15 protein-coding genes and 1 tRNA gene are annotated in these 15,220 nt (G+C 63.0%); 7 read left to right on the forward strand and 9 right to left on the reverse strand.

Features of this window, described 5'->3' with window-relative positions; all coding sequences use genetic code 11:
- Positions 1-12: 12 nt before the first annotated feature.
- A complete protein-coding gene (locus AAHM38_RS08515) occupies positions 13-654 on the reverse strand; it encodes a LysE/ArgO family amino acid transporter (protein WP_012762172.1) in 642 nt (213 codons plus the stop codon).
- Positions 655-728: 74 nt separating this feature from the next.
- On the opposite strand from AAHM38_RS08515, the gene AAHM38_RS08520 reads away from it, so the two are divergent.
- Positions 729-1,625 (forward strand): LysR family transcriptional regulator ArgP, encoded by an 897-nt coding sequence (locus AAHM38_RS08520; RefSeq protein ID WP_012762173.1) that lies wholly within the window; start codon positions 729-731, stop codon positions 1,623-1,625.
- A 4-nt stretch (positions 1,626-1,629) separates the two neighbouring features.
- On the opposite strand, the gene AAHM38_RS08525 is transcribed toward AAHM38_RS08520, so the two are convergent.
- Positions 1,630-2,490 carry an MBL fold metallo-hydrolase gene (locus tag AAHM38_RS08525; protein ID WP_012762174.1) on the reverse strand — a complete coding sequence of 287 codons (861 nt, stop codon included), beginning with the start codon at positions 2,488-2,490 and terminating at the stop codon, positions 1,630-1,632.
- 101 nt (positions 2,491-2,591) lie between these two features.
- Here AAHM38_RS08525 and AAHM38_RS08530 point away from each other — a divergent pair, with 101 nt between their 5' ends.
- From AAHM38_RS08530 to AAHM38_RS08550, 5 genes are all read left to right on the forward strand, one after another.
- Complete coding sequence (locus AAHM38_RS08530) at positions 2,592-2,957, forward strand: ArsR/SmtB family transcription factor (RefSeq protein ID WP_012762175.1); 366 nt, start codon at positions 2,592-2,594, stop codon at positions 2,955-2,957.
- Positions 2,958-2,959: 2 nt separating this feature from the next.
- A complete protein-coding gene (locus tag AAHM38_RS08535; RefSeq protein ID WP_012762176.1) occupies positions 2,960-3,781 on the forward strand; it encodes a sulfite exporter TauE/SafE family protein in 822 nt (273 codons plus the stop codon).
- Positions 3,782-3,816: 35 nt separating this feature from the next.
- A tRNA-Pro gene (locus tag AAHM38_RS08540) sits at positions 3,817-3,893 on the forward strand.
- A 139-nt stretch (positions 3,894-4,032) separates the two neighbouring features.
- Positions 4,033-4,506 carry a phosphohistidine phosphatase SixA gene (sixA, locus tag AAHM38_RS08545; RefSeq protein WP_041668499.1) on the forward strand — a complete coding sequence of 158 codons (474 nt, stop codon included), beginning with the start codon at positions 4,033-4,035 and terminating at the stop codon, positions 4,504-4,506.
- Between the two features lie 128 nt (positions 4,507-4,634).
- Positions 4,635-5,468 carry a GNAT family N-acetyltransferase gene (locus AAHM38_RS08550; protein ID WP_009240886.1) on the forward strand — a complete coding sequence of 278 codons (834 nt, stop codon included), beginning with the start codon at positions 4,635-4,637 and terminating at the stop codon, positions 5,466-5,468.
- An 80-nt stretch (positions 5,469-5,548) separates the two neighbouring features.
- On the opposite strand, the gene ppx is transcribed toward AAHM38_RS08550, so the two are convergent.
- A complete protein-coding gene (gene ppx / locus AAHM38_RS08555; protein WP_012762178.1) occupies positions 5,549-7,087 on the reverse strand; it encodes an exopolyphosphatase in 1,539 nt (512 codons plus the stop codon).
- Between the two features lie 169 nt (positions 7,088-7,256).
- Between ppx and ppk1 the strand changes: the two genes are divergently transcribed.
- Entirely contained in the window at positions 7,257-9,428 is a 2,172-nt protein-coding gene (gene ppk1, locus AAHM38_RS08560) for a polyphosphate kinase 1 (RefSeq protein ID WP_009240887.1), read from the forward strand.
- 76 nt (positions 9,429-9,504) lie between these two features.
- Here ppk1 and phoR read toward each other — a convergent pair whose 3' ends face one another.
- The 6 genes from phoR to pstC form a co-directional block, all read right to left on the reverse strand.
- Entirely contained in the window at positions 9,505-10,833 is a 1,329-nt protein-coding gene (gene phoR, locus AAHM38_RS08565) for a phosphate regulon sensor histidine kinase PhoR (RefSeq protein WP_116576080.1), read from the reverse strand.
- A 94-nt stretch (positions 10,834-10,927) separates the two neighbouring features.
- Entirely contained in the window at positions 10,928-11,641 is a 714-nt protein-coding gene (gene phoB / locus AAHM38_RS08570; RefSeq protein WP_004634238.1) for a phosphate regulon transcriptional regulator PhoB, read from the reverse strand.
- Between the two features lie 24 nt (positions 11,642-11,665).
- Entirely contained in the window at positions 11,666-12,379 is a 714-nt protein-coding gene (gene phoU / locus AAHM38_RS08575) for a phosphate signaling complex protein PhoU (protein ID WP_009240889.1), read from the reverse strand.
- Positions 12,380-12,419: 40 nt separating this feature from the next.
- Entirely contained in the window at positions 12,420-13,211 is a 792-nt protein-coding gene (pstB, locus tag AAHM38_RS08580; protein ID WP_371316229.1) for a phosphate ABC transporter ATP-binding protein PstB, read from the reverse strand.
- The gene (pstA, locus tag AAHM38_RS08585; RefSeq protein ID WP_037028546.1) at positions 13,208-14,092 is read right to left on the reverse strand and encodes a phosphate ABC transporter permease PstA; all 885 of its coding nucleotides are present in this window, start codon (positions 14,090-14,092) and stop codon (positions 13,208-13,210) included. Before pstA ends, pstB begins: the two co-directional genes overlap by 4 nt.
- 38 nt (positions 14,093-14,130) lie before the next feature.
- Entirely contained in the window at positions 14,131-15,105 is a 975-nt protein-coding gene (pstC, locus tag AAHM38_RS08590) for a phosphate ABC transporter permease PstC (RefSeq protein WP_041668183.1), read from the reverse strand.
- Between the last annotated feature and the right edge of the window lie 115 nt (positions 15,106-15,220).

Here is a 15,220-nt window from a genome sequence, read left to right on the forward strand (position 1 = left end):
AGCGGAATCGAATCAAAACCCGCGCAGGACGTGACGCAGCAGCAAGGCAGACAGCACCAGCATCGTCACGCCAATCAACCCATCCAACACCTGCCACGCCTTGGGCCGGGCAAACCACGGTGCGAGCCAGCGCGCGCCGAACCCCAGCGACACAAACCAGAACAGGCTGGCCGACCCCGCGCCCGCCACAAACCAGCTGCGCAATGCCGAGGCTTGCTGCGCACCAATGCTGCCCACGAGCAGCACCGTGTCCAGATACACATGCGGATTCAGCAGCGTAAAAGCTGCCGCCTGCGCCAACGCTGCGCGCCGGCTGAGGCCATCTCCGCCCGCGGCGGCCCGCAACTGGTTGGAATACCGCGCCCGCCGGAGCGCCTGCACGCCATACAGCAACAGGAATGCAGCGCCCGCCAACGCGAGGAATCGCGCGAGGCTGGGTCGTTCACCCAACGCCTGCGCCATACCGAGCACGCCCGCCAGAATCAGCAGCGCATCGGTCATCGCACAGAACAGCACCACGCTGCCCACGTGTTCGCGGCGCAGCCCCTGACGCAGCACAAAAGCGTTCTGCGCGCCAATGGCCACGATCAGACCAAGGCTCAGCGCCACGCCCTGCAGGAAGACGGATGAGGAAGTTGCAAGCGATGTGGTCATGCGCGCAGCTTGCCGGCCCGATTGAATGAAGACAAACTATCTTTCCTTGATTCAATTCAGTTTTCCTAACTTACGTGTTGGATTATTCCGCCCTGGCGGCTTTGGCTGCCGTCATTCGAGAAGGCAGTTTCGAGCGCGCGGCGCGCGCACTGCATGTCACGCCGTCGGCCATTTCGCAACGCATCCGGTTGCTGGAAGAACGCGTCGGCTGCGCGCTGGTCGTGCGCGATCAGCCGTGCCGCCCCACCGAGACCGGCCGGCGGCTTTGCCAGCACGTCGACCGCGTGCGCCTGCTCGAACAGGAACTGCAAGGCGCGCTTCCGACGCTGGGGCCAGACGGCGCGGCGCGCGTTGCGCTGCCCATTGCCGTGAACGCCGACAGCCTGGCGACGTGGCTCGCACCTGCAATCGCCACGTTCGCAGCAGCCCACCCGGTGTTGATGGAAGTGGCTGTGGATGACCAGGATCACACCGGTGAATGGCTGCGCAGCGGTGCCGTGCTGGCGGCCGTTACGGCCACCGCGCGGCCGGCTGCGGGTTGCAACAGCCGCCCCCTCGGGTCCATGCGTTATCTGGCAGCAGCCAGCCCTGCATTCGTCCAGCGACATTTCGCAGACGGCGTCGGCGCAGGAGAACTGTCGAAAGCGCCCTGCCTCGTGTTCAACACCAAGGATGCATTGCAGGCCACCTGGGCACGGCGCCTGTGCCATCGCCATGTGGAATTGCCGCGCCATCTGCTGCCGTCGTCGCAGGCGTTTGTGACTGCGGCCGTGGCCGGCATGGGTTGGGGGCTGCATCCGCATGCGCTGATTGCGCAGCATCTTGAAGACGGCTCACTGGTCGAGCTGGTGCCTAACACGCCGTTGGATGTTCCGCTGCATTGGCAGCATGCGCGGGCAGCATCCTCGCTGCTCGATGAACTCAGCCGTCAAGTGCTGACTGCCGCGCGTGCCGCGCTGCTCGCTCCCTGAGCCGTTACAGCGCGTTCAGCGGAATCTTGAGGTACTGCACGCCGTTCGGCTCGGCCGGAGGCAACATGCCCGCACGAATGTTCACCTGAATGGCCGGCAGCATCAGCGTCGGCATGCCGAGCGTGGCATCGCGCTTCGTGCGCATCTGCACGAACTCGGCCTCGGTCACGCCATCGCGCACATGGATGTTGGCGCGGCGCTGCTCGGCCACCGTTGTGTGGCACACGGCTTCGCGCCCACCGGGCGGATAGTCGTGGCACATGTAGAGGCGCGTGTCCGGCGGCAGATCCAGCAAGCGGCGGATCGACTGGTACAGCGTGCCCGCATTTCCTCCCGGAAAATCGCAGCGCGCGGTGCCCACGTCCGGCATGAACAGCGTGTCGCCCACAAACACCGCATCGCCCACCTGATACGCCATGTCTGCCGGCGTGTGGCCCGGCACGGCCAGCGCCTTTGCTTCGAGATTACCGATATGGAACACCTCGTCCGGCGCAAACAGGTGGTCAAACTGTGAGCCATCAAGCAGGAACGCGGGCTCGAGATTGAAGATCGGCTTGAACACGCCCTGCACGACCCGAATGCGCTCACCGATGGCGATACGCCCGCCGAAACGCCCACGCAGATACGGCGCAGCCGACAGGTGATCGGCATGCGCGTGGGTCTCCAGTAGCCATTCGATGCGCAAGCCCTGCGCTTCGATGAACGCCGCAACGCGGTCGGCCGAGCGGGTCGTCGTGCGGCCCGATTTGGGGTCGTAGTCGAGTACCGAATCGATCACGGCACAGGGCGAGCCGGGCCCCGCGTGCACGACGTAGGTCATGGTGCAGGTATCGGGGTCGAAGAATGATTCGATCTGGGCGTGCATGGTGGACTTTCCCGAACAATCTATATTTTTATAGAATATCGTCTGACATTCTGTCTGCCAATAGCGCAAAAGGCGCGAATACTCCCCTGCATCACACCGCGATGAGTCATTCCACTACCAGTCCCGACGTCGTGCCGCTGCCCGATGCGGCCATTTCCATGCTGCGCGCGTCTGCGTCGCAAGCGTGCGCCGTGCTCAAGGCCATGGCGCACGAAGATCGTCTGCTGCTGCTGTGCCAGCTCACGCAGGGCGAGCGCAATGTCGGCGAGCTGGAGGCGCTGGTCGGCCTGCATCAACCCAGCCTGTCGCAGCAATTGGGCGTGTTGCGCGACGAGGGCCTTGTCGCCACGCGGCGCGAAGGCAAATACATCTACTACCGGCTCGCCAGCTTCGAGGTCATCCAGATCATGCAGACGCTCTCCGAGCTTTACTGCGGCAAGGTCTTGAAGAAGATGGCAGGACGCTGACCATGTCGCCTGTGGAAGCGGGTTGGATCGTCAGCACCGGGCTGGGCTCTGTGGTCGGGCTCATTCTGGCGTTGACAGGCGCAGGGGGGGCCATTGTCGCAGTGCCGCTGCTGATTTTTGGGTTGCATCTGTCGGTGCCTGAAGCTGCGCCGATTGCGTTGCTGGCGGTGGGACTGTCTGCGGGGCTCGGTGCGATGCTCGGATTGCGCGAGGGCAAGGTCCGCTACAAGGCCGCGGGGCTGATAGCGCTGTGCGGCGTGGTGATCTCGCCGTTTGGCATCTGGGTTGCGCACCGCGTACCGAACACGCCGCTCACGCTGCTGTTTGCGGTGGTGCTCGCCTACGTGGCGGTGCGCATGTTCCGGCAAGCGCGCGCAGCACCGTCCACCGAGCCGCGCCCGAGGCGCACGGCACCGCCGTGCCACCTTGACAGCACCACGGCCAAGCTCGTCTGGACGCTGCCGTGCGCGCGCGCATTGGCTGCGTCGGGCGTGGGCGCAGGCTTCCTGTCCGGGTTGCTGGGCGTGGGCGGCGGCTTTGTCATCGTGCCCGCATTGCGCCGCGCGACCGATCTGCCGATGCAAACCATTGTCGCCACCTCGTTGGCAGTGATTGCGCTGGTGTCCGCTGGCGGTGTGGCCGCCTCGGCCATCGGCGGGCATGTCGATTGGCATATCGCACTGCCGTTTGCCGCCGGCGCCTTGACCGGCATGCTGGTGGGACGGCGCTTTGCGCAGCATTTGGCAGGGCCGGCGCTGCAGCAGGGATTTGCCGCGTTCGCGGGCTTCGTGGCGCTCGGGATGATTGTCCGAACACTCATTTGACCAGCTTGTTGCGAAAGCGGTACAATCGCGGTCTTCGGGGCGTAGCGTAGTCTGGTAACGCGTCCGGTTTGGGACCGGAAGACCGCGGGTTCAAATCCTGCCGCCCCGACCAGCATTGAGCAGCAAACAAAACGGCTTACGTTTCCTACGTAAGCCGTTTTTGTTTTGGAGCGATGCGCTGCGGCTCAGGGTGTCATCTGCCGATGCTATAAAGGCAACATTCGCATCACGCAATGCTTCGCATCTTCACCATGAACCTCATCCTGTGGCGCCACGCAGAAGCCGAAGACTTGGCCGCATCCTTGCGCATCCAGCGCAACACCGATCTGCAGCGAGAACTCACCAAGCGCGGCCACAAGCAGGCCGAGAAAATGGCCGATTGGCTGCGCCCCCGCTTGCCTGAAGACACGCTCGTACTCGCGAGCCCCGCGGTCCGCACACAGCAGACCGCACGCGCCCTCACCGAACATTTCCAGACGCTGCCCGCGCTCGCGCCTGGCGCAGATGTGAGCGCGATCCTCGATGCATTGGACTGGCCGTCGAATACGAACCTGCTACTAGTCGGCCATCAGCCGTGGCTCGGGCGCCTTGCCAGCCTGCTCATCGCGGGCACGGAAATGGACTGGAGCGTAAAGAAAGCCGGCGTGTGGTGGCTCTGCCGCCGCATGCGCGAAGACGAAGCACAGACCGTGCTCCGCGCGGTGGTGAACCCCGATCTCGCGTGACATATCACGTTGGTCACAGCATCGCCACGCAAAATTCACGTAACGGTCACGGTTGACACGCTTTTGTCGCGGATCTGTCACGTAGCGCCTCTAGAATCGCTTCGAAATCCACCCTTGGGGATGCACGAATGCGAGACCTGCCGACGCCCACCCAGCCATTGATCGACGCACTGCCGAGCCTGAACTTGGGCAACGCACGGAGGGGCCTTCCTCGCTCACCCGACGCTCTTCCGGCGCGTGACAAGCCTGTTCTGGCCGTTTCGTGGGCGCGCCATCAGGATGAAGTGACCGAAGCGCAGCGCCTGCGCTACAAGGTGTTTGCCGAAGAGATGGGCGCCCGCCTGCCCTCGGCCCACACGGAACTGGACGTCGACATGTTCGACGCCGTGTGCGACCACCTGATCGTGCGCGACCAGAAAACGCTCCGCGTGGTCGGCACCTACCGTGTGCTGCGCCCGGACGCTGCCAAGCAGATTGGTTGCCTGTACTCCGAATCCGAATTCGACCTCGTGCGCCTGGCGCACTTGCGTCCGAAGATGGTCGAGCTTGGCCGCTCGTGCGTGCACCGCGACTACCGCTCGGGCAGCGTCATCATGGCGCTGTGGGCCGGCCTGGGCGAATACATGCAGCGCTACGGTTTCGAATCGATGCTGGGCTGCGCAAGCGTGTCGATGGGCGATGGCGGTCACTTTGCAGCCAGCCTGTATCGCAGCTTCGTTGAAGATGGCTCGCTCGCACCGATCGAGTACCACGCCTTCCCACGCGTGGCACTGCCGGTGGACGAACTGAACCAGGATCTCGAAGTCGAGCCGCCTGCGCTCGTGAAGGGTTATCTGCGCTTGGGCGCACGCATCTGCGGCGCACCGGCCTGGGACCCTGACTTCAACGTCGCCGACTTCCTCACGCTGCTGCGCCTGTCGGACATCAACCCGCGCTACGCACGCCACTTCCTGCGCGGCTGATATCGCTCAGAACAGCGCCACACCAAATAAAACGGCCCGGGTCACTCCGGGCCGTTTTGCTTGGGAGGCTGCGCTACGCTTTACACGTACACCACCTTGTAGCGGCGGCCGATGCGCTGCCATTCATCGGCTTCCTTCGTCAGGCTGTATTCCACCAGCGGATTCTGCTCGATCCAGTTCTTGGGCAGCTCGACTTCGAAACCACCTTCGTTCAGTTCGCCTTCGCTATGGCGCACGCGCAAGCCCGGCAACTGGATCGCTCCGCGCCTGCGGCACAGCACAAACGCCAGACGCAGGCTGAACAGCATCCGCCAATCCAGGAACTTGCCGCCGCCCGAAAGCTTGCCCAGCTTGCCGGCGTGGCCCAGCAGCAGCGTCGCCAGGCGCGCCTGGTCTGTCCTGGAAAAACCCGGCATATCGGCATGGCTGGCGATGTACGCCGAGTGCTTGTGGTACCCGCTGTGCGAGATGCTCATGCCGATCTCGTGCAGGTTTGCCGCCCAACCCAGCAGCGCGAGGTTGTCTTCGCGGCGCTCATCGGGCGGATCGGGAAACTGCGACAGCAGCGCGGTCGCCGCATCGCGAACGCGGCTCGCCTGCGCTCGATCGACGTTGTAGCGGCGCATGAACTGCTCAATCGTCACCGTGCGCATGTCTTCGTGGTGCGTACGGCCGAGCAGGTCGTACAGCACGCCCAGGCGCAAGGCGCCATCGGTCACGTCCATGCGGTCGACGTCGAGTTCCGCAAACACGCCGAGCATGATCGACAGCCCGCCCGGCAGCACCGGAATCCGGTCCGCCTTCAGGCCGTTGAGCTTCAGGCGGTTGGTGTTCTCCGACTTGACGAGCGCGCGCTTCAGGCGCTCCAGCCCTTCACGCGTAATACCGTGTTCGTTGCTCTTGTCATTGAAGCCGTTCAGCTCGATCAGCTCGGCCAGCGCACGCGCCGTCCCCGATGACCCGACGGCCTGCGTCCAGCCAGCCGTGCGGTACTGCTGCACGAGCACCTGGATCTCGCGACGCGCGGCCAGCTCGGCCTGCTTCATCGCGTATTCATCAACGTTGCCGTTGGGGAAGAAATGCCGGCTGTGCGAAACGCAACCGATATACAGCGACTCCATCAGCTTGGGCTTGTAGCCGTTGCCGATAATGAACTCGGTGGAGCCGCCGCCGATGTCGACAACGAGCCGGTTGCCCTGGCACGCCGGTGCGTCATGCGATGCACCGAGATAGATCAGCCGTGCCTCTTCGCGGCCCGCAATCACCTCGATGGGAAACCCCAGCGCGGCTTCCGCCTCGATCAGGAATTCCTGCGCGTTCTTGGCTACACGCAAGGTGTTGGTGGCCACGGCGCGCACATGCTCAGGGGCAAAATCACGCAAGCGATCGCCAAAGCGGCGCAAGGCGTCGACGCCGCGCCGGCGCGCGGGCTGATCCAGGTACTTATCTTGCGTAAGCCCGGCAGCCAAACGCACCGGTTCGCGCAGCGCATCGACCTGGAAGATCTGGGTACTGCTGGCACCGTTGGCACCAAGGGTTTCGTCGACGCGGCCGATCATCAGCCGGAAGCTGTTGGAGCCCATGTCGACAGCAGCCAGCAGACGGGGGGTGGGACTCATGAATGAAAACGGGTGAGGAGCAGAATCAGGGGCGCGGGGTATTGTCGTTCGAAACAATGCGCAACAAAATATGTCTTTATTGTGTCCCGAACGTGACAAATTCAATGTGTCACAAATTTGACACTGAACTATGAAAAAGTGGCCGGATCGTCATCCGTCAGAACACAACATGTCGACATTGCCCGCGGGCGATCTGCTCAATCGCGAACTGGGCATCCTGGAATTCAACGCCCGTGTGCTCGCCCAGGCCGCTGACCCGGGTGTGCCGCTGATGGAGCGGCTGAAATTCATCTGCATCGTGTCGAGCAATCTCGATGAGTTCTTTGAAATCCGCATTGCCGGATTGAAGGAGCAGATGCGCGACAACCCTTCGTCGGTCACGCCCGACGGGCTGTCGGTGCAGCAGGCATTTGGCGTGGTCTCGGAGCGGGTGCGGCAGCTGGTCGCGCAACAGTATGCCATGTTGCAGGAGGAGATCCTGCCCTTGCTGGAGAAGGAAGGCGTCTTCTTCCACATGACCACCAATTGGAATGAAGCCCAGCGCGCCTGGTGTCGCAGTTTCTTCCAGCGCGAGCTGGTACCCATTTTGACGCCAATGGCTCTTGACCCTGCGCACCCGTTCCCACGCGTGCTCAACAAGAGCCTGAACTTCATCATCGAGCTGTCGGGCAAGGACGCATTCGGCCGTGAGGCAGAGCTGGCCATCGTGCAGGCCCCGCGCGCCCTGCCCCGGCTGGTGCAGATGCCGCCGGAACTGTCGGGCTACCCGTATGGGTTCGTGCTGCTATCGTCGTTCATGCAGGGCTTTGTGCATGAGCTGTTCCCGCAGATCGACGTACATGGCTGCTACCAATTCCGAGTGACGCGCAACTCCGACCTGTTTGTATCGGAAGATGAAATCACGGACTTGCGCGAAGCGCTGCAGGGTGAATTGTCTACGCGCCACTTCGGCGACGCAGTACGCCTGGAGATCGCACACGACACGTCGCCCGCGCTGGTGGTGCGACTGCTGCAGGAGTTCGGCCTGACCGACGCGGACTGCTACCGCGTTAAAGGGCCTGTGAACCTGGTGCGCCTGCTGCAGGTGCCCGACATGGTCGACAAACCGGTGCTGAAATACCCGCCGCACGTGCCGGCAACGGTCAGGCAGGTGGCCAACAGTTCCAACGTGTTTGACGCCATCCGCCAGGGCGACATCCTGCTGCACCATCCATACGAAAGCTTCACGCCAGTGCTGGAGCTGCTGCAGCAGGCAGCGCGCGACCCCGACGTGGTCGCAATCAAGCAGACCGTCTACCGCACCGGCAACGAATCCACGGTGATGGAAGCGCTCATCAAAGCTGCGCACAACGGTAAGGAGGTGACCGTCGTCGTCGAACTGCTCGCGCGCTTTGACGAAGAGACGAACATCAACTGGGCGGACCAGCTTGAATCGGCCGGCGCTCATGTCGTGTATGGCGTGGTCGGTCACAAGTGCCACGCGAAGATGCTGCTGGTGGTGCGCCGCGAAGTATCCGGCAAGGGCAAGGCCGTCAGGCTGCGCCGCTACGCGCATCTGGGCACGGGCAACTACCACCCCAAGACCGCCCGCCTCTACACCGACTTCGGCCTGATGACGGCGAACGAGCAGATCTGCGAAGACGTGCATCACGTGTTCCAGTTGCTCACGGGCACGGGCGCACAGGTCAAGCTGCATCATCTGTGGCACTCGCCATTCACGATGCACGACAACCTGATCGAGCACATTCGAGCTGAAGCACGCGCCGCTCGAGCAGGCAAACGTGCGCGCATCATCGGCAAGATGAATGCGCTGCTGGAGCCGGCCATCATCGACGAGCTGTACAAGGCGTCGCGGGCGGGCGTGAAGGTCGACTTGATTGTGCGCGGTGTCTGCGCCCTCAAGCCGGGCGTGCCGGGGCTGTCGGAGAACATCAGCGTTCGCTCCATCGTCGGGCGTTTCCTGGAGCATCACCGCGTCTACTACTTCCATGCCGGTGGCGAGGAGGTCGTCTACCTCTCCAGCGCCGACTGGATGGACCGCAACCTGTTCCGTCGCGTGGAAGTGGCCTTCCCCGTGCTTGATCGCAAGCTCAAGGCGCGCGTCATCAAGGAAAGCCTCCAGGTGCATCTGCGCGACAATGCGTCGGCGTGGGTCATGCAGCAGGATGGCCGTTACGTGCAGCGCCAGACGCGGGGCAAGCATGTGCGCGTCAGCCAGTTGGAACTGCTGAACCACTTCTCGCCGCAGGCTGCTGCTGCGGCGGAAACGGCGGCCGCAGTGGCAGCGGCAACGGCCGCGGAACCGACGGTTCGCGCGCCGGTGGAGATCTCCGCAGGCTGATCGCCAGCTTGCTTGCAAACAGAAACGCACGCTCAACAGCGTGCGTTTTTCATTGGCGCATTGGCGAAGGCTGCGATCAGCCGACGCGCTCGTCGGTCATGGTGGCGCTGCGCACGATCGTGCGCTCTGGCGGGAAGACGGCGCGGAAAGTGCTGCCCTTGCCGTGCTCGCTAGTCACCTGCAGCTCCCCACCGTGGCGCGACAGCACGTGCTTCACGATGGCCAAGCCCAGCCCGGTGCCGCCGGTATCGCGTGAACGGCTGCGGTCAACACGATAGAAGCGCTCGGTCAGACGCGGAATATGCTCTGGCGCAATCCCAATCCCCGTGTCAGTGACGGAGTACACCGCGTGCCCGTCGCGTACACCCCAATCGAGTCGGATACTGCCGCCATCCGGCGTGTAGCGCACGGCGTTGGACGCCAGGTTGCTGAACGCGGACAGCAACTCAAGCTCGGCGCCGCACACACTCACGGCCGGGTCGCATGTCATGCTGACGGTGTGCCGGCCCGCAGACAGCGCTTCGATATCGTGCTGGAGCTGGAGCATCATGCGCTGCATCGGCACCGGCGCCAGAGACGGCGGCTCGGGATTGCCTTCGAGCGTGGCGAGCGCCAGCAAGTCTTCTACCAGATGCTGCATGCGCATGGCCTGCGTGTGCATCATGTCCAGGTAGCGCCGCTTGTCTTCTTCCGGCAGCGGGATATCGCGCACCGTCTCGAGAAAGCCAGAGAGCACGGTCAGCGGTGTCTTCAGCTCGTGCGAGACGTTGGCCACGAAATCGCGGCGCATCGCTTCGGTGTTCTCCAGCTTGGTGATGTCCTGCGACACCAGCAGCTTGCGGTCTTCGCCATACGGCAAGATCTGGGCGGAGATGATGCTTTGCTTGTGCGGGCCCACGTCATGCATGGTGAGCGGCTCCTCGAACTCGCCGCGCGCCAGGTAGCGCACGAACTCCGGTCGGCGGATCAGATGGGTAATGCGTTGGCGCAGGTCACGCTTGGCAGAGAGGCCGAAATGCTCTTCAGCTACCGCGTTGCACCATTCGATCTGGTCTTCACCATCAAGCATCAGCACGCCGTTGGGCGATGCCTGAATGGCCTGAATGAAGCGGCTGTGCTGTTGCTCGACCTGCAACACCTGCGTGCGCCATCCCTTCATCAACCGGTGCAGGCGATAGTAGACCTCGCCCCACAGGCCAAGCGCGCTCGGAATCTCGCCATAGGCCGGCGAGTCCAACACACGCCACAGGCGCTGGATCTGGTAGATGTAATACAGGAGCATCGCCAACAGCATGGCGCTGAGCACCGCCAGCGCAGCGACGTGGTCGACGAAGATATACAGGCATGCCGTGACGATGCCCATGAGGGTGGCAAAGACGGCAAAGCGGGTCCAGAAGACGTTCATGAAGGCATTCTAAGCGCTGGACCGCGACGGGCGTGTGAACGCGCGATGGAAAAAAAACCGGCTCGCGCGTTCGCCTGACGGATGCGTTATTGCGTTACTGCCCCGGATTGCGCGCGAGGCGATAGCCGCTGCCCCGCACGGTTTCGATCATGTTGCTGTAGCCGCCCGGAGCGAGCGCTGCACGCAGGCGTTTGATGTGCACGTCCACCGTACGCTCTTCCACGAACACGTGGTCGCCCCACACCTGATCCAGCAACTGCGAGCGGCTGTGCACGCGCTCCGGATGCGTCATCAGGAAATGCAGCAGGCGGAACTCCGTCGGTCCGAGGTCCAGCTTGATCGGGTTTTCGGCCTCGACGTTCGTGGCCGTCACGCGGTGCGTGGCCGGGTCCAGCTTCAGGCCGTTGATCGCCACCACGTCGTCGGTCAGCTGCGGTGCGCGGCGGCGCAGCACTGCCTTGATGCGGGCCAGCAATTCCTTGGGCGAGAACGGCTTGGTAACGTAATCGTCCGCGCCGCTGTCCAGACCCATGATCTTGTCCTGCTCTTCGCTGCGAGCCGTCAGCATGATGATCGGGATCTGGCGCGTGCGCTCGTTAGCACGTAGCTCCTTGGCGAACATCACCCCCGATTTGCCCGGCAGCATCCAATCGAGCAGGACGAGGTCGGGCAACACGTCGCTCATCAGCGACAGCGCCTGCTCGGCGTTGTACGCGCGGATCGGGTAGTGCCCTGCGTGCTGCAGGTTCACGGCGATCAGCTCGGCGATCGCCGGTTCGTCTTCTACGACGAGAATACTGCTCGGCATGCTCACGTCTCCAGTCCTGCCTTCTTATTCGCCTTCGCCCAGGATCTCGCGCTCCAGCGCCTCGCGCCCGGCATGCCGGACGTCGGTTCCCTTGACGATATAGATAATAAACTCGGCGATGTTCTTGGCATGATCGCCGATACGTTCAATGGCCTTCGCAATGAACAGCAGATCCAGCGCCACCGAAATCGTGCGCGGGTTCTCCATCATGTACGTGATGAGTTCGCGCATGAAGCCGCGGAATTCCTCATCGATGGCCTTGTCTTCCTGCAGGATCGACACGGCGGCAGTGGTGTCCAGGCGCGCGAAGGCGTCAAGCGCGTGGCGCAGGATGGTTGCGGCCATCTCGCCCGAGCGATCCACGCCTGCGTAGTTCAGCGCGTGTGCGGACGGGTCCTGCATGAGACGTTTGGTGCGCTTCGCAATCTTTGCGGCCTCGTCACCGGCGCGCTCCAGATTGGTAATGGTCTTCGAGATAGCCATGACCAGACGCAAGTCGCGGGCGGTCGGCTGGCGGCGCGCAATGATGTTGTTGCAGTCGCCGTCGATCTCGATCTCGAGCGCATTGATCTCCTGCTCCACCGCGAGCACCTGATCGCACATCGCGGTGTCGAAGTTGGCCAGCGCGCGCATCGCGCGGGCAATCTGCGCTTCCACCAGACCGCCCATCTGCAGCACCTTGGTGCTGATGGTGGTCAGGTCGGTGTCAAACTGCGATGACAGATGCTTTTCAGACATCGGTTTCTCCTTGTCGCTTCAGCTTCAGCGTTGTTGCAGGTCAGCCGAAGCGGCCGGTAATGTAGTCTTCCGTTTCTTTGCGTTGAGGCTTGATGAAGATCTTTTCGGTATCACCGAACTCGATCAGCTCGCCCAGGTACATGTACGCCGTGTAGTCGGAGCAACGCGCCGCCTGCTGCATGTTATGCGTGACGATGACGACGGTGTAGTCGTCCTTCAGCTCGGCGATCAGCTCTTCGATCTTGCCCGTGGAGATCGGGTCCAGCGCCGAGCACGGCTCGTCCAGCAGCAGCACTTCGGGGCGGATGGCAATGCCGCGCGCGATGCACAGACGCTGCTGCTGACCGCCCGACAGGCCGTAGCCCGACTGGTTGAGCTTGTCCTTCACTTCGTTCCACAGTGCGGCCTTGGTCAGCGCCCATTCCACGCGGTCGTCCATCTCGGAGCGAGACAGACGCTCGAACAGCTTCACGCCGAAAGCAATGTTGTCGTAGATCGACATCGGAAACGGCGTCGGCTTCTGGAACACCATGCCAACCTTGGCGCGCAGCAGGGCGATATCCATGCGCGAGGTCAGCAGGTTTTCGCCGTCCATGCTGATCTGGCCTTCGGCACGTTGCTCCGGATACAGCGCGTACATCCTGTTGAACGTACGCAGCAGTGTCGACTTGCCGCAGCCCGACGGGCCGATGAAGGCTGTCACCTGCTTCTCCGGAATCTGCAGCGAGATATTCTTCAGTGCGTGGAACTTGCCGTAGTAGAAGTTCAGGTCGCGAACATCGATCTTCGGGCTTTGCGTGCGCACTTCGAGGGACGTAGCGGTCATGGTCATTTCTTGGTGAACAAGGCACGCGCGAGGACGTTCAGCCCCAGCACACCCAGCGTAATCAGGAACACCCCGGCCCAGGCCAATTGCTGCCACTCGGGGAACGGGCTCATCGCAAACTTGAAGATCACGGTCGGCAGCGTGGCCACCGGCTGATTCAGATCCAGGCTCCAGAACTGGTTATTCAACGCGGTGAAGAGCAGCGGCGCGGTTTCGCCGGCAATGCGGGCCACAGCCAGCAGCACACCGGTAATCACGCCGGCGTACGACGCCTTGAGCGTAATCGACAGGACCATCTTCCACTTGGGCGTGCCGAGCGCCATGGCGGCTTCACGCATCGCGTTGGGCACCAGGTTGAGCATGTTCTCGGTCGTGCGCACCACGATCGGAATCTGCAGCAGCGCCAGCGCGATCACACCGGCAATGCCCGAGAAGTGATGTACACGCGCCACCACGACGGCATACACGAACAGGCCGATCACGATGGACGGCGCCGACAGCAGAATGTCGTTGATGAAACGCGTGGCGCTCGCCAGCATCGACGTCTTGCCGTACTCGGCCAGATAGATGCCGGCCAGGATGCCCAGCGGCGTGCCGATCAGGGTGGCCATACCTACCAGCAGCAACGAACCTGCGATGGCGTTGGCGAGGCCGCCCCCCGCCGTGTTGGGCGCCGGCGTCATCTCCGTGAAGAGCGACATCGACAGGCCGCCCACACCCAGCGAGAGCGTGGTCCAGAGAATCCAAGCCAGCCACACCAGGCCGAAAGCCATAGCGGCAAGCGACAGTGCCAGCGCAATCCCGTTGACATTGCGGCGGCGGGCCTGCAGGCGGGCCTTGATCTTTTCAGAGTCGGCGCGAACGGCAGGGATGGAAGGCATACGCATGGTATTGGGTCTCATAGCGTCAGGCAGATCGTGTTGGTTCACTTCTGACCCTCGCTCTTCTGCAGGCGCAGAAGGAGCAGCTTGGAGGCCGCCAGCACGATGAACGTGATGACGAACAGGATCAAGCCCAGCTCCATGAGCGCCGCGGTATGCAGGCCCTGGCCCGCTTCCGCAAATTCATTGGCCAGCGCCGAGGTAATGCTGTTACCCGGCGAGAACAACGAGGCATCGGACAGCAGGTTGGTGTTGCCGATCACGAACGTCACGGCCATGGTCTCGCCAAGGGCGCGGCCCAGGCCCAGCATCACACCGCCGATCACGCCCGCCTTGGTGTACGGCAGCACCACGTTCCACATGACTTCCCACGTCGTGCAGCCCACCCCGTAGGCGGATTCCTTGAGCAGCGTCGGCGTGACCTCGAACACGTCGCGCATCACCGCAGAGATGTACGGAATGATCATGATCGCCAGGATCACCCCGGCACATAGCAGGCCGATGCCGATCGGCGCGCCCTGAAACAGCGCCCCGACGACAGGGATCTTGCCGACGGTCGCGGCCAGCGGCTTTTGAAAGTATTCGCCAAAAATCGGCGCAAACACGAGCAGCCCCCACATGCCGTACACGATGGATGGCACTGCGGCGAGCAGCTCAATGGCGGTACCCAGCGGTCGGCGCAGCCAGGCCGGCGACAACTCGGTCAAGAACAGGGCAATGCCGAAGCTCACAGGCACGGCAATGATGAGCGCGATCAGCGATGTGACCAGGGTGCCGTAGATGGGCACCAGCGCGCCATAGATGTCAGAGGGCGGATCCCACTCCGAATTCCACAGGAACGACAGGCCGAAATTCTGAATCGTGGGCCAGGAGCTGATGATGAGCGAGATGATGATGCCGCCCAGGAGCAACAGCGTAACGATTGCGGCAAGGCGGGTCAGACCGCCGAACATCAGGTCGCCAAGGCGGCTGGGTGCCCGCATACGGGAAGCGCCGGAGGAATCAGAGAACGTGGCCATGAGGGAAACCGGTCAGCCGTGAAAGAAGCTTTTGAAATGGTGCGGGCGGCCGATTCGTACCAACCTCCCGCACCTTGTGCTGCATCTAGTTACGAACCGTTATGCAGCTAGCAGC

The sequence above is a fragment of the Ralstonia sp. OTU4908 genome (assembly GCF_038440115.1).
GTDB classification, from domain to species: Bacteria; Pseudomonadota; Gammaproteobacteria; order Burkholderiales; family Burkholderiaceae; genus Ralstonia; species Ralstonia pickettii.

Coding starts and splice junctions, on each gene's coding strand:
- AAHM38_RS08515 (WP_012762172.1), bottom strand. CDS start 654: ATGACCACATCGCTTGCAACTTCCTCATCCGTCTTCCTGCAGGGCGTG.
- AAHM38_RS08525 (WP_012762174.1), bottom strand. CDS start 2,490: ATGCACGCCCAGATCGAATCATTCTTCGACCCCGATACCTGCACCATG.
- AAHM38_RS08530 (WP_012762175.1), top strand. CDS start 2,592: ATGAGTCATTCCACTACCAGTCCCGACGTCGTGCCGCTGCCCGATGCG.
- AAHM38_RS08535 (WP_012762176.1), top strand. CDS start 2,960: ATGTCGCCTGTGGAAGCGGGTTGGATCGTCAGCACCGGGCTGGGCTCT.
- sixA (WP_041668499.1), top strand. CDS start 4,033: ATGAACCTCATCCTGTGGCGCCACGCAGAAGCCGAAGACTTGGCCGCA.
- AAHM38_RS08550 (WP_009240886.1), top strand. CDS start 4,635: ATGCGAGACCTGCCGACGCCCACCCAGCCATTGATCGACGCACTGCCG.
- ppx (WP_012762178.1), bottom strand. CDS start 7,087: ATGAGTCCCACCCCCCGTCTGCTGGCTGCTGTCGACATGGGCTCCAAC.
- ppk1 (WP_009240887.1), top strand. CDS start 7,257: ATGTCGACATTGCCCGCGGGCGATCTGCTCAATCGCGAACTGGGCATC.
- phoR (WP_116576080.1), bottom strand. CDS start 10,833: ATGAACGTCTTCTGGACCCGCTTTGCCGTCTTTGCCACCCTCATGGGC.
- phoB (WP_004634238.1), bottom strand. CDS start 11,641: ATGCCGAGCAGTATTCTCGTCGTAGAAGACGAACCGGCGATCGCCGAG.
- phoU (WP_009240889.1), bottom strand. CDS start 12,379: ATGTCTGAAAAGCATCTGTCATCGCAGTTTGACACCGACCTGACCACC.
- pstB (WP_371316229.1), bottom strand. CDS start 13,211: ATGACCATGACCGCTACGTCCCTCGAAGTGCGCACGCAAAGCCCGAAG.
- pstA (WP_037028546.1), bottom strand. CDS start 14,092: ATGCGTATGCCTTCCATCCCTGCCGTTCGCGCCGACTCTGAAAAGATC.
- pstC (WP_041668183.1), bottom strand. CDS start 15,105: ATGGCCACGTTCTCTGATTCCTCCGGCGCTTCCCGTATGCGGGCACCC.